This is a genomic window from Amycolatopsis heterodermiae (genome assembly GCF_034929455.1).
Taxonomy (GTDB): domain Bacteria; phylum Actinomycetota; class Actinomycetes; order Mycobacteriales; family Pseudonocardiaceae; genus Amycolatopsis; species Amycolatopsis heterodermiae.
Window position 1 is genome coordinate 66,666 of sequence record NZ_JAYFSI010000014.1, and the last position, 20,764, is coordinate 87,429.

At 72.4% G+C, this 20,764-nt stretch carries 16 protein-coding genes; 6 read left to right on the top strand and 10 right to left on the bottom strand.

All coding sequences use genetic code 11. The features are described 5' to 3' along the window. Positions 1-7: 7 nt before the first annotated feature. The gene (locus tag VA596_RS41160; protein ID WP_323334935.1) at positions 8-664 is read right to left on the bottom strand and encodes a potassium channel family protein; all 657 of its coding nucleotides are present in this window, start codon (positions 662-664) and stop codon (positions 8-10) included. Continuing rightward, the gene (locus VA596_RS41165) at positions 661-1,326 is read right to left on the bottom strand and encodes a potassium channel family protein (RefSeq protein WP_323334936.1); all 666 of its coding nucleotides are present in this window, start codon (positions 1,324-1,326) and stop codon (positions 661-663) included. The genes VA596_RS41160 and VA596_RS41165 overlap by 4 nt, the downstream gene beginning before the upstream one ends. A 147-nt stretch (positions 1,327-1,473) precedes the next feature. On the opposite strand from VA596_RS41165, the gene VA596_RS41170 reads away from it, so the two are divergent. Further along, positions 1,474-3,513, top strand: coding sequence for an APC family permease (locus VA596_RS41170; protein ID WP_323334938.1), 2,040 nt, complete (start codon positions 1,474-1,476; stop codon positions 3,511-3,513). Next, positions 3,510-4,697: a class I SAM-dependent RNA methyltransferase gene (locus VA596_RS41175; RefSeq protein ID WP_323334941.1), complete on the top strand. Its 1,188-nt coding sequence runs from the start codon at positions 3,510-3,512 to the stop codon at positions 4,695-4,697. Before VA596_RS41170 ends, VA596_RS41175 begins: the two co-directional genes overlap by 4 nt. A gap of 37 nt (positions 4,698-4,734) precedes the next feature. Here the strand turns inward: VA596_RS41175 and VA596_RS41180 are convergent, their stop codons facing one another. Together VA596_RS41180 and VA596_RS41185 are read right to left on the bottom strand one after the other, a co-directional pair. Further along, positions 4,735-5,160, bottom strand: coding sequence for a hypothetical protein (locus tag VA596_RS41180; RefSeq protein ID WP_323334942.1), 426 nt, complete (start codon positions 5,158-5,160; stop codon positions 4,735-4,737). Positions 5,161-5,248: 88 nt separating this feature from the next. Beyond that, on the bottom strand, positions 5,249-6,718 hold the full coding sequence (locus tag VA596_RS41185; RefSeq protein WP_323334943.1) for an aldehyde dehydrogenase family protein: 1,470 nt from the start codon (positions 6,716-6,718) through the stop codon (positions 5,249-5,251). A gap of 182 nt (positions 6,719-6,900) precedes the next feature. Between VA596_RS41185 and dxs the strand changes: the two genes are divergently transcribed. Continuing rightward, positions 6,901-8,814, top strand: coding sequence for a 1-deoxy-D-xylulose-5-phosphate synthase (gene dxs, locus VA596_RS41190; RefSeq protein WP_323334945.1), 1,914 nt, complete (start codon positions 6,901-6,903; stop codon positions 8,812-8,814). 110 nt (positions 8,815-8,924) lie between these two features. Here dxs and VA596_RS41195 read toward each other — a convergent pair whose 3' ends face one another. From VA596_RS41195 to VA596_RS41215, 5 genes are read right to left on the bottom strand one after another with little or no spacing between them, the layout of a single operon-like run. Beyond that, positions 8,925-10,373, bottom strand: a complete 1,449-nt coding sequence (locus VA596_RS41195) for a purine-cytosine permease family protein (protein WP_323334946.1) — start codon at positions 10,371-10,373, stop codon at positions 8,925-8,927. Beyond that, positions 10,370-11,722 carry an aminobutyraldehyde dehydrogenase gene (locus VA596_RS41200; RefSeq protein ID WP_323334947.1) on the bottom strand — a complete coding sequence of 451 codons (1,353 nt, stop codon included), beginning with the start codon at positions 11,720-11,722 and terminating at the stop codon, positions 10,370-10,372. The genes VA596_RS41195 and VA596_RS41200 overlap by 4 nt, the downstream gene beginning before the upstream one ends. After that, complete coding sequence (locus tag VA596_RS41205) at positions 11,719-13,374, bottom strand: thiamine pyrophosphate-binding protein (protein WP_323334948.1); 1,656 nt, start codon at positions 13,372-13,374, stop codon at positions 11,719-11,721. Before VA596_RS41205 ends, VA596_RS41200 begins: the two co-directional genes overlap by 4 nt. After that, positions 13,371-14,315, bottom strand: coding sequence for an agmatinase (speB, locus tag VA596_RS41210; protein WP_323334949.1), 945 nt, complete (start codon positions 14,313-14,315; stop codon positions 13,371-13,373). Before speB ends, VA596_RS41205 begins: the two co-directional genes overlap by 4 nt. After that, positions 14,308-15,759, bottom strand: coding sequence for a sodium:solute symporter family protein (locus tag VA596_RS41215; protein WP_323334950.1), 1,452 nt, complete (start codon positions 15,757-15,759; stop codon positions 14,308-14,310). Before VA596_RS41215 ends, speB begins: the two co-directional genes overlap by 8 nt. Positions 15,760-15,868: 109 nt before the next feature. On the opposite strand from VA596_RS41215, the gene VA596_RS41220 reads away from it, so the two are divergent. From VA596_RS41220 to VA596_RS41230, 3 genes are read left to right on the top strand one after another with little or no spacing between them, the layout of a single operon-like run. Next, on the top strand, positions 15,869-17,380 hold the full coding sequence (locus VA596_RS41220) for a PucR family transcriptional regulator (protein WP_323334951.1): 1,512 nt from the start codon (positions 15,869-15,871) through the stop codon (positions 17,378-17,380). Positions 17,381-17,415: 35 nt separating this feature from the next. Then, positions 17,416-18,093, top strand: coding sequence for a response regulator transcription factor (locus VA596_RS41225; RefSeq protein ID WP_285994219.1), 678 nt, complete (start codon positions 17,416-17,418; stop codon positions 18,091-18,093). After that, on the top strand, positions 18,090-19,214 hold the full coding sequence (locus tag VA596_RS41230; protein WP_323334953.1) for a sensor histidine kinase: 1,125 nt from the start codon (positions 18,090-18,092) through the stop codon (positions 19,212-19,214). The genes VA596_RS41225 and VA596_RS41230 overlap by 4 nt, the downstream gene beginning before the upstream one ends. A 6-nt stretch (positions 19,215-19,220) precedes the next feature. Here VA596_RS41230 and VA596_RS41235 read toward each other — a convergent pair whose 3' ends face one another. Then, positions 19,221-20,759: a PHP domain-containing protein gene (locus VA596_RS41235; protein ID WP_323334955.1), complete on the bottom strand. Its 1,539-nt coding sequence runs from the start codon at positions 20,757-20,759 to the stop codon at positions 19,221-19,223. Between the last annotated feature and the right edge of the window lie 5 nt (positions 20,760-20,764).

Consider the following 20,764-nt stretch of genomic DNA (forward strand, 5'->3'; position numbering starts at 1 on the left):
CGTGCGGTCAGTAGCCCAGGGCCGTGCGGATCTCCGGCTCGACGTCGGAGGTCGCCACGAACAGCAGCTCGTCGCCCGGCTCCAGCGGGTCCTCCGGCTGCGGCACGATCACGCGGTCGCCGCGCAGGATGGTCACCAGCGCCGCGTCGCGGGGCAGGTCCAGCTCGCTCACCGGCTTGCCGGCCAGCGGCGTCTCGGCCGGCAGGGTGAGCTCGACGAGGTTCGCGTTGCTCTGCCGGAACGTCATCAGCCGGACCAGGTCGCCGACGCTGACCGCCTCTTCGACCATCGCCGCGAGCATCCGCGGCGTCGACACCGCGACGTCGACGCCCCAGGCGTCGGTGAACAGCCACTCGTTGGCCGGGTTGTTCACCCGGGCCACGACGCGCCGCACCGCGAACTCGGTCTTCGCCAGCAGCGACACCACGAGGTTGGCCTTGTCGTCGCCGGTGGCGGCGATCACGACGTCGCACTGCTCGATCCCGGACTCCTCGAGGATCGAGACCTCGCAGGCGTCCCCGAGCACCCAGTCGGCCTGCTCGACGGTGTGCGGCTCGAACTGGTCGGCCTCCCGCTCGATGAGCATCACCTGGTGCCTGCCGTCGATCAGCTCGGCGGCGATGGAGCGGCCCACGGCCCCCGCACCGGCAATCGCGACCCTCATGCCTCGTCCTCCGGTTCGCGGTTGGCCACACTGCCCACGTCGCTGACGGTGCCGGAGCGCGCGGCCACCCACACGTCGTCGTCGGCCTGCAGCACGGTCTTGGGGTCCGGCAGCACGGCGGTGCCGAAGCGCATGATGAACGCCACCCGCGCGCCGCTCGCCTCCTGCAGGGACCGCACGGAGTGCCCGACCCAGCCCTCGTGCAGCGGCAGCTGCAGGATCGCGACGTTGCCCGACGGGTCCCGCCACGCCGACGCGACGCCGTCCGGCAGCAGGGTGCGCAGGAACCGGTCGGTGGTCCACGGCACGGTCGCCACCGTCGGGATGCCCAGCCGCTCGTACACCGCGGCGCGCTTGTGGTCGTAGATCCGCGCCACGACGTGCTCGATGCCGAAGTTCTCGCGCGCGACCCGCGCCGAGATGATGTTCGAGTTGTCCCCGCTGGACACCGCGGCGAACGCGCCGGCCCGCTCGATCCCGGCTTCGATGAGCACCTTGCGGTCGAACCCGACCCCGACGACCTGCTGGCCGTGGAAGTCGCTGCCGAGCCTGCGGAACGCCTGCTGGTTCTTGTCGATGACGGCCACCTCGTGGCCGAGCCGCTCCAGCGCAGCGGCCAGGGACGCGCCTACCCGGCCGCATCCCATGATCACCACGTGCACGCCCTGCCTCCTCATTCGGCGGTTACCCGTCCGTTGCTACCCCGACATGCCAGCGCCGAACCTACCGTGCGCCCCGGCGGTTAGCTCCACCGTCCTCCCCGCCACCGCCCTCAACGGAGAAGCTTCGCTCCGCTGTACATTTCCCAGGTGTCGAAGTTCCCGACCGTGCTGAAACGCCTGGTCCTCGGACGTCCGTTCCGCAGTGACAGGCTCGCTCACACGCTCCTCCCCAAGCGCATCGCGCTGCCCATCTTCGCGTCCGACGCGCTCTCGAGCGTGGCGTACGCGCCGGAAGAGATCTTCCTGACGCTGAGCGTCGCGGGTCTCTCCGCGTACGCGCTGGCGCCGTGGATCGGCATCATGGTCGCGCTGGTGATGCTCGTCGTCGTCGCGTCCTACCGGCAGAACGTGCACGCCTACCCGAGCGGCGGCGGTGACTACGAGGTCGCCAACACGAACCTGGGCGGCAAGTTCGGGCTGACCGTGGCGAGCGCGCTGCTCGTCGACTACGTGCTCACGGTCGCGGTGTCCACTTCGTCCGGTGTGGCCAACATCGGGTCCGCCGTCCCGTGGGTCGCCGAGCACAAGGTGCTGGCGTCCATCGTGATCGTCTCGGTGCTCACCGCGTTGAACCTGCGCGGCATCCGCGAGTCGGGGAAGGCCTTCGCGATCCCGACTTACGGGTTCATCCTGGGCATTCTGGTCATGGTCGTCTGGGGACTGGTCCAGGCGGCGACCGGCACCGAGATGAAGGCGGAGAGCGCCGGCTTCACGCTGACGGCCGAGGGCACCTTCGCCGGCGTCGCGTACGCGTTCCTGGTGCTGCGGGCGTTCTCCTCCGGCGCCGCGGCGCTGACCGGGGTCGAGGCGATCAGCAACGGCGTCCCGGCGTTCCAGAAACCCAAGTCGAAGAACGCGGCGACCACGCTGCTGATGATGGGCCTGCTCGCGGTCACCATGCTCGTCGGCATCATCACGCTGGCCACGATCACCGACGTCAAGTTCGCCGAGGACCCGGCGAAGCAGCTCGTCGGGGCGCCCCCGGGCTACCAGCAGAAGACGATCGTCGCGCAGATCGCGCACGCGGTGTTCGCCGACTTCCCGCCGGCGTTCTACTACATCTCCTTCTCCACCGGCATCATCCTGCTGCTGGCCGCGAACACCGCGTTCAACGGCTTTCCCGTGCTGGGCTCGATCCTGGCGCAGGACCGCTACCTCCCGCGGCAGCTGCACACCCGCGGCGACCGGCTCGCGTTCTCCAACGGGATCCTGTTCCTGGCGGCGTTCGCGCTGGTGCTGATCATCGCGTTCGACGCCGAGGTGACGCGCCTGATCCAGCTCTACATCGTGGGTGTGTTCGTGTCGTTCACGGTGAGCCAGGCCGGCATGATCCGGCACTGGAACCGGTTGCTGGCCAAGGAAACCGACCCCGGCGTGCGCCGGCGGATGCGGCGTTCGCAGACGGTCAACGCGGTCGGCCTCACCTGCACCGGCGTCGTGCTGGTGATCGTGCTGATCACGAAGTTCCTGCTGGGCGCGTGGATCGCGATCGCGGCGATGGTGGCGATCTTCGTGCTGATGACCGCGATCCGGAAGCACTACGACCGGGTGGCCGACGAGCTGAAGGACCTGGGCGACACCCCGACCGTGCTGCCCTCGCGCAACCACGCGATCGTGCTGGTGTCCAAACTGCACCGCCCGACGCTGCGCGCGCTGGCCTACGCCAAGGCGATGCGGCCGGACGTGCTCGAGGCCGTGACGGTCAATGTGGACGACGCGGACACCCGCCGGCTCACCGCCGAGTGGGAGGCGCACAAGTTCAAGGTGCCGCTGAAGGTCGTCGAGTCGCCCTACCGCGAAATCACGAAGCCGGTGCTCGACTACGTGAAGCGGGTGCGCGGCGACAACCCGCGCAACGTCGTCACGGTGTTCATCCCCGAGTACGTCGTGGGGCACTGGTGGGAACAGGTGCTGCACAACCAGAGCGCGCTGCGGCTCAAGGGACGGCTGCTGTTCCAGCCGGGCGTGATCGTCGCGAGCGTGCCGTGGCAGCTCGAATCCTCGGCCAAGGCGGCCGAGCGCGTCCGGAACGAGCGGCCGGCGGCCGGTGACGTCCGGCGCGGGTTCTCGCCCGGCGGGACGCCGCCGATCGCCGGCCCGACCAAGCCCAAGGAGCCCGCTGAATGACCACCTGGCAAGGCCGTGTCCTCGAGGTGGAGGTCGGCGCCGTGGCGCACGGCGGCCACTGCGTGGCCCGCGCCGACGGACGGGTGGTGTTCGTCCGGCACGCGCTGCCGGGGGAGCACGTGCGCGTTGAAGTCACCGAAGACAACGGCGGCTCGTTCTGCCGCGGCGACGCGGTCGAGGTGCTCAAGCCCTCGCCGGAGCGGGTCACCCCGCCGTGCCCGCTCGCCGCGCCGGGTGCGTGCGGCGGCTGCGACTGGCAGCACGCGGCGCCGTCGTACCAGCGCGAGCTGAAGGCGGCGGTGGTCGCGGAGCAGCTTTCGCGGCTGGCCGGCATCGAGCGCGAGGTCGTCGTGGAGGAGCTCGACGGCGGGGTGCTGGACTGGCGCAGCCGCGTCCGGCTGGTCGCCGGGCGGGACGGGCGCGCGGGCCTGCGGGCCCACCACAGCCACCGCGTGGTGGCCCTGGAGGACTGCCCGATCGCCGTCCCCGGCGAGCTCACGGACGTCCTCGCGCGGCGCTGGCGCCCGGGCAGCGAGCTCGAGGTGACCAGCGACGGCGACGGCCGGACCCACGTCCGCGAGCTGTCGACGGTGCGCGGCAAGGTCCGCGCCCGGCAGCTGTCGGGCGGGGTCGCGGTGCAGCACGCCGCGGGCCGCGACTGGCGGCTGGACGCACACGGGTTCTGGCAGGTCCACCCGGCGGCGGCGTCCACGCTGGCCGCGGTCGTGGCGGAGTGGGCCGAGGCGCCGTCCGGCGGGTCGGCGTGGGACCTCTACGCGGGGGTCGGGCTGTTCGCGTCGGTGCTGGCGTCGCAGGTCGGCGAGTCCGGGCGGGTGCTGGCGATCGAGTCGGGCCGCCGCGCGGTCTCCGACGGCGAGCGCAACCTCGAGGACCTGCCGCAGGTGTCCTGGCAGGCCGGGCGGGTGGAGGACGTGCTGTCCGCGGCGGAAAAGCCGGTCGACGTCGTCGTCCTGGACCCGCCGCGCAAGGGCGCGGGCAAGCCGGTGGTGGAGTCGATCGTGGCCGGCCAGCCGGACCGCATCGTGTACGTCGCCTGCGACCCGGCGGCCCTGGCCCGCGACCTGGCGACGTTCGCATCGCACGGCTACGCGCTGACGGCGCTGCGAGCGTTCGACGCCTTCCCGATGACCCACCACGTGGAGTGCGTGGCGCTGCTGTCCTGACTTTCTGTCAGTGGTGGAGGTCACACTGACCCCCATGTCAGGTTGCTCGGCGTGCCGCGAAGGCCGCCGCCAAGCCGGTGGCCGTCATCGCGATCCCCGACACCAGCAGCACCCACGTTCCCGAGCCCGGGGTGATGCGCGCCGCCGGCTCGAAATCGGCTGCGTGGGGGAGGGTCACCACCAGGTGGCGCAGCACCACGCCCGTCACCACCAGGCCCGGGAGGGACGCCATCGCCAGGGGCTCGTCCTGCTTGCGGGCGAACGTCAGGTACGCCAGCGTGCCCGCGATCAGGACCGCCGCCGCGCAGACCAGGCGCAAGCTCAGGCCCAGCTCCGGGTCGGGCGTGCCGGGGGGCAGGACTCCGGCGTAATCGGCCGTGCGCAGCGTCAGGCCGGCGATCACTCCCAGTCCGGTGGCCGCCACCACCGCCGCCCGTGGTCCCCGCCATGCGTGCTGCCTCACCTGCGCAGCATAAAACGCCGGAAACGGCTTTCCGATCACCTTTCCGCCGCTGGGCCGTTCGGTGGATCCCGATCGGGCGACCGCGAACTCAGCCGGCGAACCAGTGCTGCGGCCCCGGGCGCAGGTTCTGGTAGATGTGCTTGGTCTCGGTGTACTCCGCAAGCCCCGTCGGGCCCAGCTCGCGGCCGAACCCCGACTGCTTGTACCCACCCCACTCGGCCTGCGGCAGGTACGGGTGGAAGTCGTTGATCCACACCGTCCCGTGGCGCAGCCGGCCCGCCACGCGCTGGGCCCGACCGGCATCCTGCGTGAACACCGCGCCGGCCAGGCCGTAGTGGGTGTCGTTGGCGATGCGGACGGCGTCGTCCTCGTCGGTGAACGTCTCGACCGTCAGGACCGGGCCGAACGACTCGTCGGTCACCGCCGACGAGCCCTGCCGGACCTCGTCCAGGATCGTCGGGAGGTAGTAGAAGCCGTCGGCCAGGGAAGGATCCTCAGGTCGGCGGCCGCCCGTGCGCAGGACCGCGCCTTCGGCCAGGGCGGCGGCCACGTAGGCCTCGATCTTGTCGCGGTGCGCCGCCGAGATCAGCGGGCCGGTCTCCGCACGCTCGTCGAACGGGCCGCCCAGGCGGATCCGCTCGGCCCGGCGCACCAGCTCGGCGACGAACTCCTCGTGCCACTCACGCTGCACGATCAGCCGCGCGCCCGCCGAGCACACCTGGCCGGAGTGCAGGAACACCGCGGTCAGCGCGTAGTCGACGGCCGTCTCGAAATCGGCGTCGGCGAAGACCACGTTCGGGTTCTTCCCGCCCAGCTCCAGGGCCACTTTCTTGACCGTGCCCGCGGCCGCGGCGGCGATCACCCTGCCGGTCGCCAGCCCGCCGGTGAACGACACCAGGTCGACGTCCGGGTGCTCGGCCAGCGGAGCACCGACCTCGGCGCCGGCCCCGAGCACCAGGTTCGCGACGCCGGGCGGCAGGCCCGCCTCGGTGAGCAGCCGCAGGAACAGGATCGACGTGTGCGGCGTCAGCTCGCTGGGCTTGAGCACGAACGTGTTGCCCGCGGCCAGCGCCGGCGCGATCTTCCACACGGTCTGCAACAGCGGGTAGTTCCACGGCGTGATCAGCCCGCAGACGCCGACCGGCTCGTGCACGATCCGGCTGAAGGCGTCCGGGTTGCCGGTGTCGACGACGCGGCCCGCGTCCTGGGCCGCGAGCTTGCCGAAGTACCGCAGGCAGGCGGCGATGTCGGCCATGTCGTAGCGGCTCTCGACCAGCCGCTTGCCGGTGTCGAGCGACTCGGCCCTGGCGAACGCCTCGGCGTCGCGGTCCAGCAGGTCGGCGGTGCGCAGCAGCAGGTCACCGCGCAGGTGCGCGGGCGTGCCGGGCCACGGCCCGGTGTCGAACGCCCGCCGCGCGGCGGCGATGGCGGCCTCGGTGTCCTTGGCGGTGCCTTCGGCGACCGTCGCGACCAGGGAACCGTCCGCCGGGCAGCGGATCTCGCGCCGCCCGCCGCCGATCGCGTCCACCCAGTCGCCGCCGATGAAGAAGTCCGCCATGCGCCCCATTCTCGTGGCCACGCGGCGTGACCGCCACAGCACCGCCGGGAGACGAGGTTCACCCCGCGTGATGACGGCCGATCGCGCTCCGCCTGTGACGCCGGACGCGGCGGGCGGACCCGCGTTGGCGGGTCTCCGTAGACTGGCCGGAACGTGGCCGTGGATGAGCGAGGTGGAGACGAGTGACGATGCTGGAGTCCGTCAGCGGACCGGCGGACCTGAAGCGCATGAGTGTCGAGGACCTCGGCGAGCTGGCGGCCGAGATCCGGGACTTCCTCGTCGACAAGGTCCGGCGCGCCGGCGGGCACCTGGGGCCGAACCTGGGCGTCGTCGAGCTGACGCTGGCCCTGCACCGCGTGTTCGACTCGCCCCGCGACGCCATCGTCTGGGACGTCGGGCACCAGGCCTACGTCCACAAGATCGTCACCGGCCGCGCCGAGGGCTTCGACAAGCTGCGCCAGACCGGCGGGGTCACCGGCTACCCGTCGCGCGGCGAGAGCGAGCACGACTGGGTCGAGAGCAGCCACGCCTCCTCCGCACTGTCCTATGTGGACGGACTGGCGAAGGCGTTCGCGCTGGGTGACGACGAGCGGCACGCGGTCGCCGTCGTCGGCGACGGCGCGCTCACCGGCGGCATGTGCTGGGAAGCGCTCAACAACATCGCCGCGCACCGCGACCGCCCGGTCGTCATCGTGATCAACGACAACGGCCGGTCCTACTCGCCGACCATCGGCGGCCTCGCCGACCACCTCGCCGCACTGCGCCTGCAGCCCGGTTACGAGCGGCTGCTCGACGGCGGACGCGAGATCCTCAAGCACACGCCCGTCGTGGGCCGCCCGATCTACGCCGCCCTGCACGCCGCGAAGGCCGGCCTGAAGGACGCGCTGAGCCCGCAGGCGATGTTCTCCGACCTCGGTCTGAAGTACCTCGGCCCGGTCGACGGCCACGACTTCGCCGCGCTCGAGAAGGCGTTCCAGAGCGCCCGCGCGTTCGGCGGCGCGGTGATCGTGCACGTCGTCACCGAGAAGGGCCACGGCTACGCGCCCGCGGTCAACAACGAGCACGACCAGATGCACCAGACCGACCCGATCGACCCGGAGACCGGCCTGCCGCCGGTGAAGGGCCCCAGCTGGACCGGCGTGTTCGGTGACGAGCTGGCCAAGATCGGCGCCGAGCGCGAGGACGTCGTCGCGATCACCGCGGCGATGCTGCGCTCGACCGGGCTGGACAAGTTCGCCGAGGCGTTCCCGGACCGCTGGTACGACGTCGGCATCGCCGAGCAGCACGCCGTCACCTCGGCCGCCGGGCTCGCCATGGGCGGGCTGCACCCGGTCGTCGCGATCTACTCGACGTTCCTCAACCGCGCGTTCGACCAGGTCCTGATGGACGTGGCGTTGCACCGCCTGCCGGTGACGCTGGTGCTGGACCGCGCCGGGATCACCGGGCCGGACGGGCCGAGCCACCACGGCATGTGGGACCTGTCGCTGCTGGGCATGGTGCCGGGCATGCGCGTCGCCGCGCCGCGCGACCCGGCCACGCTGCGCGAGGAGCTGCGCGAAGCCGTCGCGGTGGCCGACGGCCCGACCGCGCTGCGGTTCTCCAAGGGCAAGGTCGGCACGGACGTCACGGCGGTCGAGCGGCTCGGCACGGTCGACGTGCTGCGCCGCCCGAAGGAGGGCGCCGACGTCCTGCTGGTCACGGTCGGCGCGTTCGCGCCCCTGGGGCTGGCCGCCGCGGCGCGGCTGGCCGACCAGGGCATCGGTGTCACGGTGGTCGACCCGCGCTGGGTGCTGCCGGTGCCGGCCGAGCTGGTCGCGCTGGCCGAGCAGCACAAGCTGGTGGTCACGGTCGAGGACAGCGGCCGCCACGGCGGCTTCGGCTCGGCCCTGGCCGCGGTCTTCCGTGACGCGGAGTGCGACGTCCCGCTGCGCGACCTGGCGGTCCCGCAGACGTTCCACGACCACGGCAGCCGCGACGAGGTGCTGACCCGCATCGGCCTCACCGCCCAGGACGTCGCCCGCCGGGTGACGGAGTGGGCGTCCGGCCGGATCGGCGCTCCCGCGGAGCGGTCCGAGAAGAGCGCCGACCGCAGCTGACCCCGGCCGCCCAGGCTCAAACGCCCCAATGTGGCGTTGGGTGCATCCAACGCACCGAACGCCACATTGGGTGCGTCTGACGCACCCAACGCCACATTGGGGCGCTCGGGTCAGACCTCGGCGGAGAGCAGGCTCGGGACCGGAGCGGGTGCCGAGCCGAAGACCTCCGGTGGTTCGGGGAACAGCTTCACCAGCACTGGGTACGCGATCGCCGCCGTGCCCAGGGTGACCAGCAGGCTGATGTCGACGCCGCCCGCGATGTCGCGCAACGGGCCCGCGATCATCGGGGTGTTCGCGCACAGCAGGCCCAGGGCCGTCGCCGGGATCCAGGCCGCCATCGCGCGCCAGTTGACCCCGCGGGTGAACCAGTAACGCCCACCGCGACGGCCTTCGTTGAACACCTGCAGGTCCGCGACGTCGTAGAACCCGCGCCGCTGGACGAAGCCGATCATCATGATCACCATCCACGGTGACGTGCACAGCACGATCAGCGTGGCGAACGCGTTGATGCTGGACACCATGTCGAGCGCGAAGTTGCCGACGAAGATGAACACCACGCTCAGCGTGCCGATCAGCAGCGTTGCCTGGACCCGCGACAGCCGCGGGAAGATCGAGCTGAAGTCCAGGCCCGTCCCGTAGAGCGACGTCGTTCCCGTCGACAGGCCGCCGATCAGGGACACCACGATGAGCGGGATCGCGTACCAGAGCGGGGAAATCGCCGTCAGGCCGGTGATGTAGTCGGCCGGGTCGGCGACCAGCGTCGCGGTCGCGATGCCGAAGCCGAACGGCAGCAGCGTCGCCACCTGCGCGAGGAACGGTGCCGCCAGGAGAGAGCGCTTTCGATACCGATCCGGGATGTAGCGGGACCAGTCGCCGAGGAAGGCGCCGAACGAGATCGGGTTGGCCAGCGCCGTGACCACCGCGAGGACGAACGTCGGCCCGAACGTGCCCAGCGCGTACGTGCCCGTGCCGGCGTACCCCGGGTCGAACGTGCCGCCGTAGGCGAGGACGCCGAGCAGCATGATCACCGTGCCGAGCACCACCGCGACCCGGTTGACCAGCAGCATGAACCGGTAGCCGTAGATGCAGACGACGAGCGTCGCGATCGCGATCACGCCGTACGCGACCGCCCGCAGCGCGGCGCCGCCGTCGAAGCCGAAGAGCCGTTGCGCGGCCCCGGCGACGGCGTCACCGCTGACCCAGACGGAGATCGCGAAGAACGTGATCGCGGTCAGCAGCGAGAGGAACGACCCGACGCACCGGCCGACCACCCCGAAGTGCGCGCCGGACGACACCGCGTTGTTCGTGCGGGTGCGCGGGCCGAACAGCGCCATCGGGGCCAGGACGAGCCCGCCGAGCACCACGCCGATCGCCGTCGCGGCCAGGGCCGCCCAGAAGCTCAGGCCGTACGCGATCGGCAGCGTGCCCAGGATGATCGTGGCGAACGTGTTCGCGCCGCCGAACGCCATCCGGAACAGGTCGCGCGGGCGGGACGTCTGTTCGGCGGGCGGGATCGGCGCGATCCCGTGCTGCTCGACCTCCGTGACGCGGGCGCTCACGCGAACCTCGTCATGACGTGCTTGACGCGGGTGTACTCGGCGAAGGCGTACGCGGAGAGGTCCTTGCCGTGCCCGGAGTGCCCGAACCCGCCGTGCGGCATCTCGGCGACCAGCGGGCCGTGCGTGTTCACCCACACGCAGCCGAAGTCCAGCTCGGCCGAGACGCGCGCGGCGATCGCGAGGTCCCGCGTCCAGACCGACGACGCGAGCCCGTACGGGACGCCGTTGGCCAGCGCGACACCTTCGTCTTCGTCCGAAAAGGACTGGACGGTGATGACGGGCCCGAAGATCTCCTCCTGGACGATCTCGTCGTCCTGCCGCAGCCCCGAAATCACGGTGGGGGAGAAGTAGAACCCGCGGTCGCCGTGCCGAACACCGCCGGTCTCGATCCGCGCGTGCGAGGGCAGCCGCTCGATCAGCCCTTGGACGCGTGAGAACTGCGCCGCGCTGTTGAGTGGCCCGAAGTCGACGCCCGGGGTCTGCGTGGCAGCGGTCTTCGCGAGCGCAGAGACGAAGTCGTCGTGGATCGAGGCGTGCACCAGCACTCGGCTGCCCGCGGTGCAGTCCTGCCCCGCGTTGTAGAAGGCGGCGCCCACGATGCCTTCGGCCGTCGAGGCGAGGTCGACGTCCGGGAAGACCAGCAGCGGTGCGTTGCCGCCCAGTTCCAGGTGGGTGCGCTTGAGGTCGGCGGCCGCCACGGTGGCGACGTCGATGCCCGCGCGGGTCGACCCGGTGATCGAGACCAGGTCCGTGCTCGGGTGCTTGACCAGCGCGCGGCCGGTGTCGCGGTCACCGGTCAGCACGGTGAACGCGCCTGACGGCAGGAACTCGGCGGCGATCTCGGCCAGCCGGACCGCGGTCGACGGCGTCGTCTCGGCCGGCTTGAGGACCACGGTGTTACCGGCGGCCAGGGCCGGCGCGATCTTCCAGACCGCCATCATCAGCGGGTAGTTCCACGGCGCGATCTGCGCGCAGACCCCGACCGGCTCGCGGCGGATCACCGACGTGTGGCCTTGCGTGTACTCCCCGGCCGCGGTGCCCTCCAGCTGCCGCGCCGCCCCGGCGAAGAACCGCAGCGCGCTGACGCACTCCGGGATCTCTTCCTCCAGCACGACGGACCGGATCTTGCCGGTCTCACGCACTTCCAGGTCGGCGAACTCCCCGGCGTGCGCCTCCAGGGCGTCGGCGATCTTCAGCAGCGCGAGCTGCCGCTGCGCCGGGGTGCTGCGCCGCCACACCTCGAACGCCCGCGCGGCGGCGTCCAGCGCAGTGTCCACATCGGACTGAGTGGCGATCGGGCTGGTGCCGAACACCTCGCCGGTCGCCGGGTCGGTCAGGTCGAGGGTCATGACTTCTCCAGGTGGGTCGGCTCGAACATCTTCAGCAGGGCCGGCAGGACCACGACGGACGGCCCGGGAGTGCGCAGGGCCTCGGTGAGATCGGCACCGACGGTGTCCAGAGTGGACAAGGTCGCGGGGACGCCGAACGACCGCGCCAGCGCCACGAAGTCCGGCCGGGCCAGCTCGGTGGCCGTCGACTGCCCGAAAGCACCGGTCAGGTACTCGCGGAGGATGCCGTAGCCGCCGTCGTCGACGATCAGCCACGTGACGTCCAGGCCGTGCTGCACCGCGGTGGCCAGCTCGGCGAGGCCGTACATCGCGCCGCCGTCTCCGGACACGGCCAGCGTCGGCCGGCCGGTCGCGGCCGCGCCGCCGAGCGCGCCGGGCAGGCCGTAACCCAGCCCGCCCGCGCCCTGCGCGGTGTGGATCGGCGCGCCCTCGGGGTTCCACGCCGACCAGGCCCAGTACGCGGCGATCGTCATGTCCCAGAACGTCTGCGTGCCCTCGGGGACGGCCGCGCGGACGTCGTCGACGAGCTTGCGCTCCAGCGCCAGGTCCTGACCGTCCAAACGCGACTTGACCCGTGACAGCAACGAACTGACCGCGGCCTCCGCCCGGCCGTCCGAGCGCCGCATCGGCACCCACTCCAGGAGGGCCTGCAGCGTGAGCCGGACGTCGGCGTGGATGCCCAGGCCCGGGTAGTTCGACTCCAGCTTGCCCAGGTCGGCCTCGACCTGGACGACCCGGCCGCGCGGGGCGAACTCGCGGTAGTTGCTGGACAGCTCGCCGAGCCCGGAGCCCAGCACCAGCAGGACGTCGGCGCTCGCGAGGAACTCCGTGCTGTGCCAGTCCTCCAGCCACGACTGCCCGGACAGCTCGTGGTCCCAGCCGAAGACACCCTTGCCGCCGAAGGTGGACAGCACCGGCGCGCGCAGGGCCTCGGCGAGCGCCGTCAGCTCGGCGTGCGCACCGGACCGCAGCGCGCCGCCCCCGGCCAGGATCACCGGATTCGACGCCGTGGCCAGCAGATCCGCCGCCGCGGTGACCAGCTCCGGCAGCGGCGCCAGCGGAGCAGGTGCCGCCGAGACCGACGTGATCGGCGGGACCCCGGCCGGGCCGAGCAGCACGTCCTGGGGGATCTCGACCCACACCGGGCCGTAGGGCGCGGTCGACGCCGACGTCCAGGCCTCGCGCAGCGCGGTCGGGATCTGGCTCGCGCGGCGGACGACGTGCACCGACTTCACGACGTCCCGGAAGCTCGCCTGCTGGTCCGGCAGCTCGTGCAGGTACCCGTGGCGGCCGCCGCCGAGCCCGGCCACCGGGATCTGGCTGGAGATCCCCAGCACCGGCACCGACGCGGCGCGGGATTCCTGCAGGGAAGCCAAGGTCAGCAGCGCGCCGGGGCCGGTGGAGACCACGAGCGGCGTCACCGGGACCGGGCCGTCGGGGTTCGCCGCGAGCCGCGCGCGGGCGTGCCCGTCGGCGGCGAAGGCGAGGTTGTTCTCGACGCGCCCGCTGATCACGCGCAGGTCGTCGGCCCGCCGCAGCGCCTCGAACAGGCCCAGGGCGTGCTGGCCCGGCAGGCCGAAGACGGTGTCGGCGCCCAGGGCGCGCAGGGTTTCGACGACGACGTCGCCGCCGATGCGTTCGGTGTCCGTCATGCGCTCTTCCCCAAGGTCAGCAGGCTCACCAGGTCGTAGGCGACGTGGGAGGCCGCGATGGCGGTGATCTCGGCGTGGTCGTAGGCGGGGGCCAGCTCGACGACGTCGGCCCCGATCAGGTTGAGGTCGCGCAGGCCGCGCAGGATCTCCAGCAGCTCGCGGCTGGTCATCCCGCCCGCCTCCGGGGTCCCGGTGCCCGGCGCGTGGGCCGGGTCGAGGACGTCGATGTCGACGGAGACGTACAGCGGCCGGTCGCCGATCCGCTGCCGCAGCGCGTCCACGGTCTCGGTGACACCCCGGCGCAGCACGTCGCCCGAAGTCACGATGCCGAAGCCGAGCCGGCGGTCCTCTTCGAGGTCCCGCTTGCCGTACAGCGGCCCGCGCGTGCCGACGTGCGACAGCGCGCTCGTGTCGAGGATGCCCTCCTCCGACGCCCGCCGGAACGGGGTGCCGTGGGTGTACGGCTCGCCGAAGTAGGTGTCCCAGGTGTCGAGGTGCGCGTCGAAGTGCAGCAGGGCAACGGGTCCGTGCTTCTTGGCCGCCGCCCGCAGCAGCGGCAGGGCGATCGTGTGGTCGCCGCCGACGGTCACCAGCCGCGTCCCGTTCGCCGTCAGCGCTTCGGCTTCCTGCTGCAGCACCTCGATCGCCTCGCCGATGTTGAACGGGTTGACCGCGATGTCCCCGGCGTCCACGACCTGCTGCGCTTCGAACGGCGAGACGTCCAGCTCGGGGTGGTAGGGCCGCAGCAGCCGGCTCGCCTCGCGGACGGCCGCCGGGCCGAACCGCGCGCCGGGCCGGTAGGACACCCCGGAGTCGAAGGGCACCCCGACGACGGCGACGTCGGCGCGGGGGACCTGGTCGATCCGCGGCAGCCGCGCGAAGGTCGCGAAACCGGCGTAGCGGGGGATCCGCGACGAGTCGAGCGGACCGACGTTAGGCACTGGCAGGCTCCTGTTCAGGGTTGGGGACGGGCGTGTCCTCACCGTCGAGGCGGCGGGTCCACACGGAGAGGATCGAGTCGGACGTGCGGGGCGTGGCGAAGCTGACGGCCAGGTAGACCAGCAGGCTCGCGCCCAGGCCCCAGTAGATCGGGGTGTTGGCCTCGACGCCGTCGATGATCATGAACGTCACCACGAACACGGTGCCGGCGATCATCGAGGCGTACGCGCCCTGGCGGGTGCCGCGCTTCCAGAACAGCGCGCCGACGATCGCCACCAGCAGGCCGCCGACCAGGATGTCGTAGGCGATGGTGAGCGCGTTGACGACGTCGTCGACGATCATCGCGATGCCGATCGCGACCAGGCCGAGCACGAGCGTGGTGATCCGGTTGCGGCGCACCTCGCCGGTCTCGCTGTTCTTGAGGCCCAGCTTGGACAGCAGGTCCGACGTCGTCGTGGTCGAACACGCGATCAGCGCGCCGCTGGCGGTCGACATCATCGCCGAGAGCGCGGCGGCCAGCACCAGCCCGCGGACGCCGGTGGGCAGCAGCCGCTCGACGATCGTCGCGAAGGCGTCCTGCGCGCTGCCGAGGTCCGGGTAGAGCGCGTGCGCGGCCATCCCGATCAGGGCACCGGCGACGCCGTAGACCAGGCAGTAGACGCCGGAGGTGATGCCCCCGGACGTCGCGATCGCCGGCGTGCGGGCGGTGAACACGCGCTGCCAGATGTCCTGGCCGATGAGCAGGCCGAAGGTGTAGATCACGAAGTACGTGACGATGGTGTCCGTGCCGATCGAGGTGAAGCTGAAGAAGCTCGCGTCGAGCTTCTCGCTCATGCCGCTGAAGCCGCCGGCCGAGCTGATCGCGACGGGCAGCAGGATCGCCAGGATGCCGATGGTCTTGATGACGAACTGGGCGATGTCGGTGAGCGTGATCGACCACATGCCGCCGAGCACCGAGTAGAGCACCACGATCGCGCCGCCGACGGCGATGCCCGCCCAGTTCGGCAGGTCGAACAGCACCTTGAAGATGGTGGCGAACGCCAGCGTCGAGGTCACCGTGAGCATCAGGGTGTAGCCCCACATCACGACGCCGGACACCGCGCTGGTGTTGCCGCCGTAGCGCAGGTCGAGCATCTCGCCGACGGTGTAGACCTTGAGCTTCACCAGGCGGCGCGCGAACACCGCGTGCAGCACCAGGATGCCGACGCCGATGGTGAGCACCAGCCAGGCGCCGGAGATGCCGTAGGTGTAGCCGAGCTTCACGCCGCCGACCGTGGACGCGCCGCCGAGCACGACGGCCGACATCGTGCCGGAGTACATGAACCAGCCCAGCCGCCGCCCGGCGACCAGGTAGTCGGACTTCGTCTTCGCGAGCCGGAGGCCGTACCAGCCGACCCCGAGCATCCCGGCTATGTACAGCGCGATCACCGCGTAGTCCCCGGTCACGGCTGCCTCCTCTGGCGTTGTGCTGGTGGTGTTCGGGCCACCGTAGGTTCGGGCGCGGGCCGGTGAGGATGGGATGATTCATCTCATTGTCAACGCTCGCGGAGATGAAATGACCCAGAACCTGGATCCGGCGTCCACCGAGGTGACTGTCCCGTTACGGGCGGTCGTCGGCAACCGGGAGCTCGCGCTCGACGTCGTCCGCGAGACGCTCCGGCCGGGCGCGCTCGACGCCCCGGTCCGCTGGGCCCACGTCAGCGAGCTGCGGGACCCCGCGCCCTACCTGATCGGGCAGGAACTGATCCTCACCGCCGGGGTGAACCTGCCCGAGGACGTCGACCGGTACGCGCGCGGGCTGCGCGAGGCCGGCGTGACGGCACTCGGCTTCGGGCTCACGCCGACGGTGTCGGAGACGCTGCCCGAGCCGTTGCGGCGGGCCTGCGCACGGCACGGGCTGCCGCTGCTGGTGGTGCCGCCGCGGACGCCGTTCCTGGCGATCAACCGGGCGGTCTCGGTCGCGCTGACCGAGGCCGGCCTGCGGGAGCAACGCCGGATCACCGCGGCCCGGGAGGCGCTGACGCGGGCCGCGGGCGGCGGGCTCGGCGAGCTGACGGAAGCGCTTGCGGCGCGGCTGCGGTCGTGGGTCGCGCTGGTCGGCGCCGGGGACGTGCTGGCGTCGGCGCACGACGCGCCGACGCCGTTGCCGCCGGAGGTGCGGGAGCTCGTCGCGACCGTGCGGGCGGGCAGCGGGATCCGCAGCGCGACGACCGAGCTGGCCGGCGGCGATGTGGTGGTGGTCCAGCCGGTGTACCCGCAGGCGACGGCGTCGCACCTGGTGGTCACCGGCCGCGCCGCCCGGTTCGACGGCGGCGACCGCGCGATCCTCGCCGTCGGCGCGGCCCTGCTCGGCCTGGTCGGGCGGGCCGGCTCGGACGCCGCCGAGCTGGGCGCGGCGGCGACCGGGCTGCTGCTCGGGCAGGCGTCGGCCGAGGGCGTGGCGCGGGTGGTGCTCGGCACGGACGTCTGCCGGCTCGTCGCCGGGACGCCGTACCGCCGCGGGCCCGGCGAGGTGGCGTTGCGGCCGGACTGGCTGCGCGCGCGGCTGGACACGCCGCTGGTGGAGGTCCGGCCGGGGCCGCGGTTCGTGGCGATCACCGGTCCCGATCCGGGGGACCTGGAGGACCTGCGCACGCACGGCTGGCTCGCCGCGGCCGGGTCGCCGGTCCCGGCCGAGCGGCTGGCCGGCGCCGTCGCCGAGGTGGACCTGCTGCTGGAACGCGCCGCGGTGCTCGGCCGCCCGGTGGTCGCCGGCGGCGGCCCGCTCGACTTCGACGCCCTGGTGGCGCCGGGTGCGTCCCGGGAGTTCGCGGCCCAGGCCCTGGCCCCGCTGCTGGCCCTCGACCGGGCGGGCGAGCGCGAACTGGTCCCGACGCTCCGCACGTGGCTGGCCCACCACGGCGGCTGGGAGCCGACCGCGACGGCGCTGGGCGTGCACCGCAACAGCGTCCGGCACCGGATCGCGCAGGTGGAGCGCGCTTTGGACGTGGATTTGGCGGACCCGGAGACCCGTATGCGGCTGTGGTTCGCGCTCCGTTGGACCACACCCGACGCACATAGTCCTTAAAGGGCACTCTCAGGAAAATATGGGATTGTGGTGCGGTGCGAGTTTTGGTAGTCGAGGACGAAGAACCCCTGGCCGACGCGATCGCCCGTGGCCTGCGCCGCGAGGGCATGGCGGTGGACGTCGCGCTCACGGGTGACGACGGGCACGAGAAGGCCGCCGTCACGCGGTACGACGTCGTGTTGCTGGACCGGGACCTGCCCGGGATGTCCGGGGACGAGCTGTGCCGCGAGATCGTCGCGTCCGGTGAGCTGACCCGGGTCCTGATGCTGACCGCGAGCAGCTCGGTGTCCGACCGGGTGGACGGGCTGTCGCTCGGCGCCGACGACTACCTGGCCAAGCCGTTCGCCTTCCCCGAGCTGGTCGCGCGGGTGCGGGCGCTGGGCCGCCGGGCCACCCCGGCCGCGCCGCCGCTGCTGACCGCGGGCGACGTCGAGCTGGACCCGGCGAAGCGCACCGTGCGCCGCGCCAGCGGGCCGGTCGAGCTGACCCGCAAGGAGTTCGGCGTCCTCGAGGTGCTGCTCTCGGCGGCAGGTTCGGTGGTCAGCAGCGAGGAACTGCTCGAGCGGGTGTGGGACGAGAACGCCGACCCGTTCACCACGACCGTCCGGGTCACCGTGATGACGCTGCGCAAGAAGCTCGGCGAGCCCGGGATCATCGAGACCGTCGTCGGGTCCGGGTACCGGGTGCCGGAGCCCGGCACGCCCCGCGCGTGAACCTGCCGGGCACCCGCAGCCTCCGCGCCCGGATCACCCTGCTGGCGACCGTGCTGGTCGCCGCCGTCAGCCTGCTGCTGCTCTGGCTGGCCTGGACGCTGGTGCGGGACTCGCTCGACGCCGTCCCGCAGATGCCGCCGGGCAGCACCGTGGTCGTCGACGGCGTCCAGGTCGACGCGTCGACGCTCGCCGAGCACCTGCGCGTGCACGCCCGCAACCGGATGCTGCTGTTCGGCTCGCTGGCGTTCCTGCTGGTGGTGGCGGCCGCGGCGATCCTCGCCTGGACGTTCACCTCGCGGGTGCTGCTGCCGCTGCGCGAGATCACCGGCACGGCGCGGCGGCTGTCGGTCGAGTCGCTGGGGGAGCGGATCGGCGAGGTCCGCTCGCGGGACGAGCTGGCCGAGCTGGCCGGCACCTTCGACGACATGCTCGACCGGTTGCAGGCCGCGTTCGACGCGCAGCGCCATTTCGTCGCGAACGCGAGCCACGAGCTGCGGACGCCGTTGTCGGTGATCCGCACCGAACTGGACGTCACGCTCGCGGACGAGGAGGCCGACGTCGCCGAGCTGCGCCGGATGGGCGGCGTGGTCCGCGACGCGACCGAACGCGCCGGCCAGCTCGTGAACTCGTTGCTGCTGCTGGCCCGCACGGACGGCGCGGGCCTCGGCGTGCGCGAGCCGGTGGACCTCGCGGTGGTCGTCGACCGCGCCTGGCGCTCGGCCCGCGTCGAGGCCGAGCAGCGCGGCATCCGGGCGTCGTTCACGGTGGCGCCGGCGCCCACGTTCGGTGATCCCGCTCTGCTGGAACGGATCGCGGGCAACCTGCTGGAGAACGCGGTGCGCCACAACGTCGAGCACGGCTGGCTGGACGTCCTCACCCAGCCGGGCCCGCAGTGGTCGGTGCTGCGGGTGCGGTCCTCGGGCGGGCTCGTCGACCCGGCGGCGGTGCCGGAGCTGTTCGAGCCGTTCCGCCGCGCGGGCGTGGCCCGCACGGCCCGCTTCGGCGCGGGGCTGGGCCTGTCGATCGTCCGCGCGGCGGTCGCGGCCCACGGCGGAAGCGTGGCCGCGGAACCGATCGTGGGCGGCGGCCTCGCGGTGACGGTGCACCTGCCGGTGCACTAGCCCGCTCTAGTGCACGTCCACGAAGATCGGGTTCGTGTACAGCCACAGGTCTTCGAACGGGTTCGCCTGCCCGACGACGTCCGGGGTCGGCTCGAAACCGCCGGCGCGGCCGTCCGTGCCGCGCACCCGGGCGTAGAACGGCTCGCGCACGTTCCGGAACGTGTGCTGGAAGACCACCTGCCGTCCCGGGGCCCAGCGCGGCTCGAACGACTTCACCACGCGGGTGCCCGGCGCGGCCGCCGTCTCGCGGTCGGCGGCCGGGCCGGTGACCGGGCCCGCGACGACGTCCAGGCGGGCCAGCCGCGGCACCGCGCCGCCGCCGTTGGGCCGCGACGCCAGCCGCGCGCTGACCACCAGCGTGACGTTCGTGCCGCGGCGTACCCGCAGCCGCCCGCCGAGCGTCACCGAAGAACCACCGCCGTGGACGCCGACCTCCAGCTCCTGCGCGAGACCGCCGTGGGTCAGCCAGATCCGCCCGGCGCGGAGGCCGTCCAGGACGCCTTCGAGGCTTCGCTGCTTCACGCCGACGTACGTGCGGCTGAACTCGCCGGGGTAGAAGTCCGCGTACGGCGCGAGCAGCTGCGGGACGCCGGAGTCGACCGGGTCCGGGAACTTGCCCGTGGTGTCGTACCAGTCGCCGGGCACGGGCGGCCGGACGAGCGTGTCGCCGCGGTTGTAGTGCGAGTCGGAGTTCGTGGTGATCCACCACGGTTTGCCCTCGGCGAGCAGCGAGTCCCACAGCCCGCCGACCTTCGCCGTCGCCCAGTCCCAGCCGCCGAACGTCCGGTACGCCTCGGCGGGGTAGCCGGGCCACGAGTTCGGGCCGGGGCCGTTGATGTACCCGCCGCGCGCGCCGCCGTTGCCGAGCGGCTTCGGGAAGCCGTCGGCCTGCGCGCCGGGCGCGCCTTCCATGCCGATCACGATGTCCGGCGCGGCGTCGCGGTAGGCGCGCAGCTCGTGCGGCGCGATCCGGCCGTTCCGCAGCGGGTGGTTGATCAGCACGACCGGCGCGTGGATCCGCCGCGCGCGTTCCTCCGCGGCCAGCCAGCGCAACGCTTTCAGCGCGAGTGCTTCGTTTTCCGGCGACGATCCTTCGGAATCCGTGAGCCGCCAGTCGAAGGACCGTTCGAATTCGCGCAGCTTCGCGGCCTGCTGGTCGCCGGCCTGGAAGAAGACGGTCGCGTGCTCGGCGCCCGGGACGTTCCACTCCATGCCGTGCCACAGCATCAGGTCGGGATAACGGCGCCGCGCGGCCGTGAAGTCCTTCGCGGTCGGCTCGACGGACGCCCGTTCGTGCTCGGCGTGGCCGTGGTCGGTGAAGACGATCCAGTTCGCGCCGTGCGCGCGCCCGCCGGCGGCGATCTGGTCGATCCGGTACATCGCGTCGTAGGAGTACTGGCTGTGCGTGTGGTGGTCGCCGGGCAGCCACTGGTACCGGTCGCGGCCGAACAGCGCGCCCAGGTCGAGGTCGGTGGAGGGGGCGAAGGGGATGCCCGCGGCCGCGAGGCCCGCGCCCTTCAGGAACCGGCGTCTGTCGGTGGTCACGGGCG

Excerpts from the sequence above, each read along its gene's own strand:
- VA596_RS41160 (WP_323334935.1), bottom strand. The coding sequence starts at position 664 with ATGAGGGTCGCGATTGCCGGTGCGGGGGCCGTGGGCCGCTCCATCGCC.
- VA596_RS41175 (WP_323334941.1), top strand. The coding sequence starts at position 3,510 with ATGACCACCTGGCAAGGCCGTGTCCTCGAGGTGGAGGTCGGCGCCGTG.
- VA596_RS41185 (WP_323334943.1), bottom strand. The coding sequence starts at position 6,718 with ATGGCGGACTTCTTCATCGGCGGCGACTGGGTGGACGCGATCGGCGGC.
- VA596_RS41200 (WP_323334947.1), bottom strand. The coding sequence starts at position 11,722 with ATGACCCTCGACCTGACCGACCCGGCGACCGGCGAGGTGTTCGGCACC.
- VA596_RS41205 (WP_323334948.1), bottom strand. The coding sequence starts at position 13,374 with ATGACGGACACCGAACGCATCGGCGGCGACGTCGTCGTCGAAACCCTG.
- VA596_RS41220 (WP_323334951.1), top strand. The coding sequence starts at position 15,869 with ATGACCCAGAACCTGGATCCGGCGTCCACCGAGGTGACTGTCCCGTTA.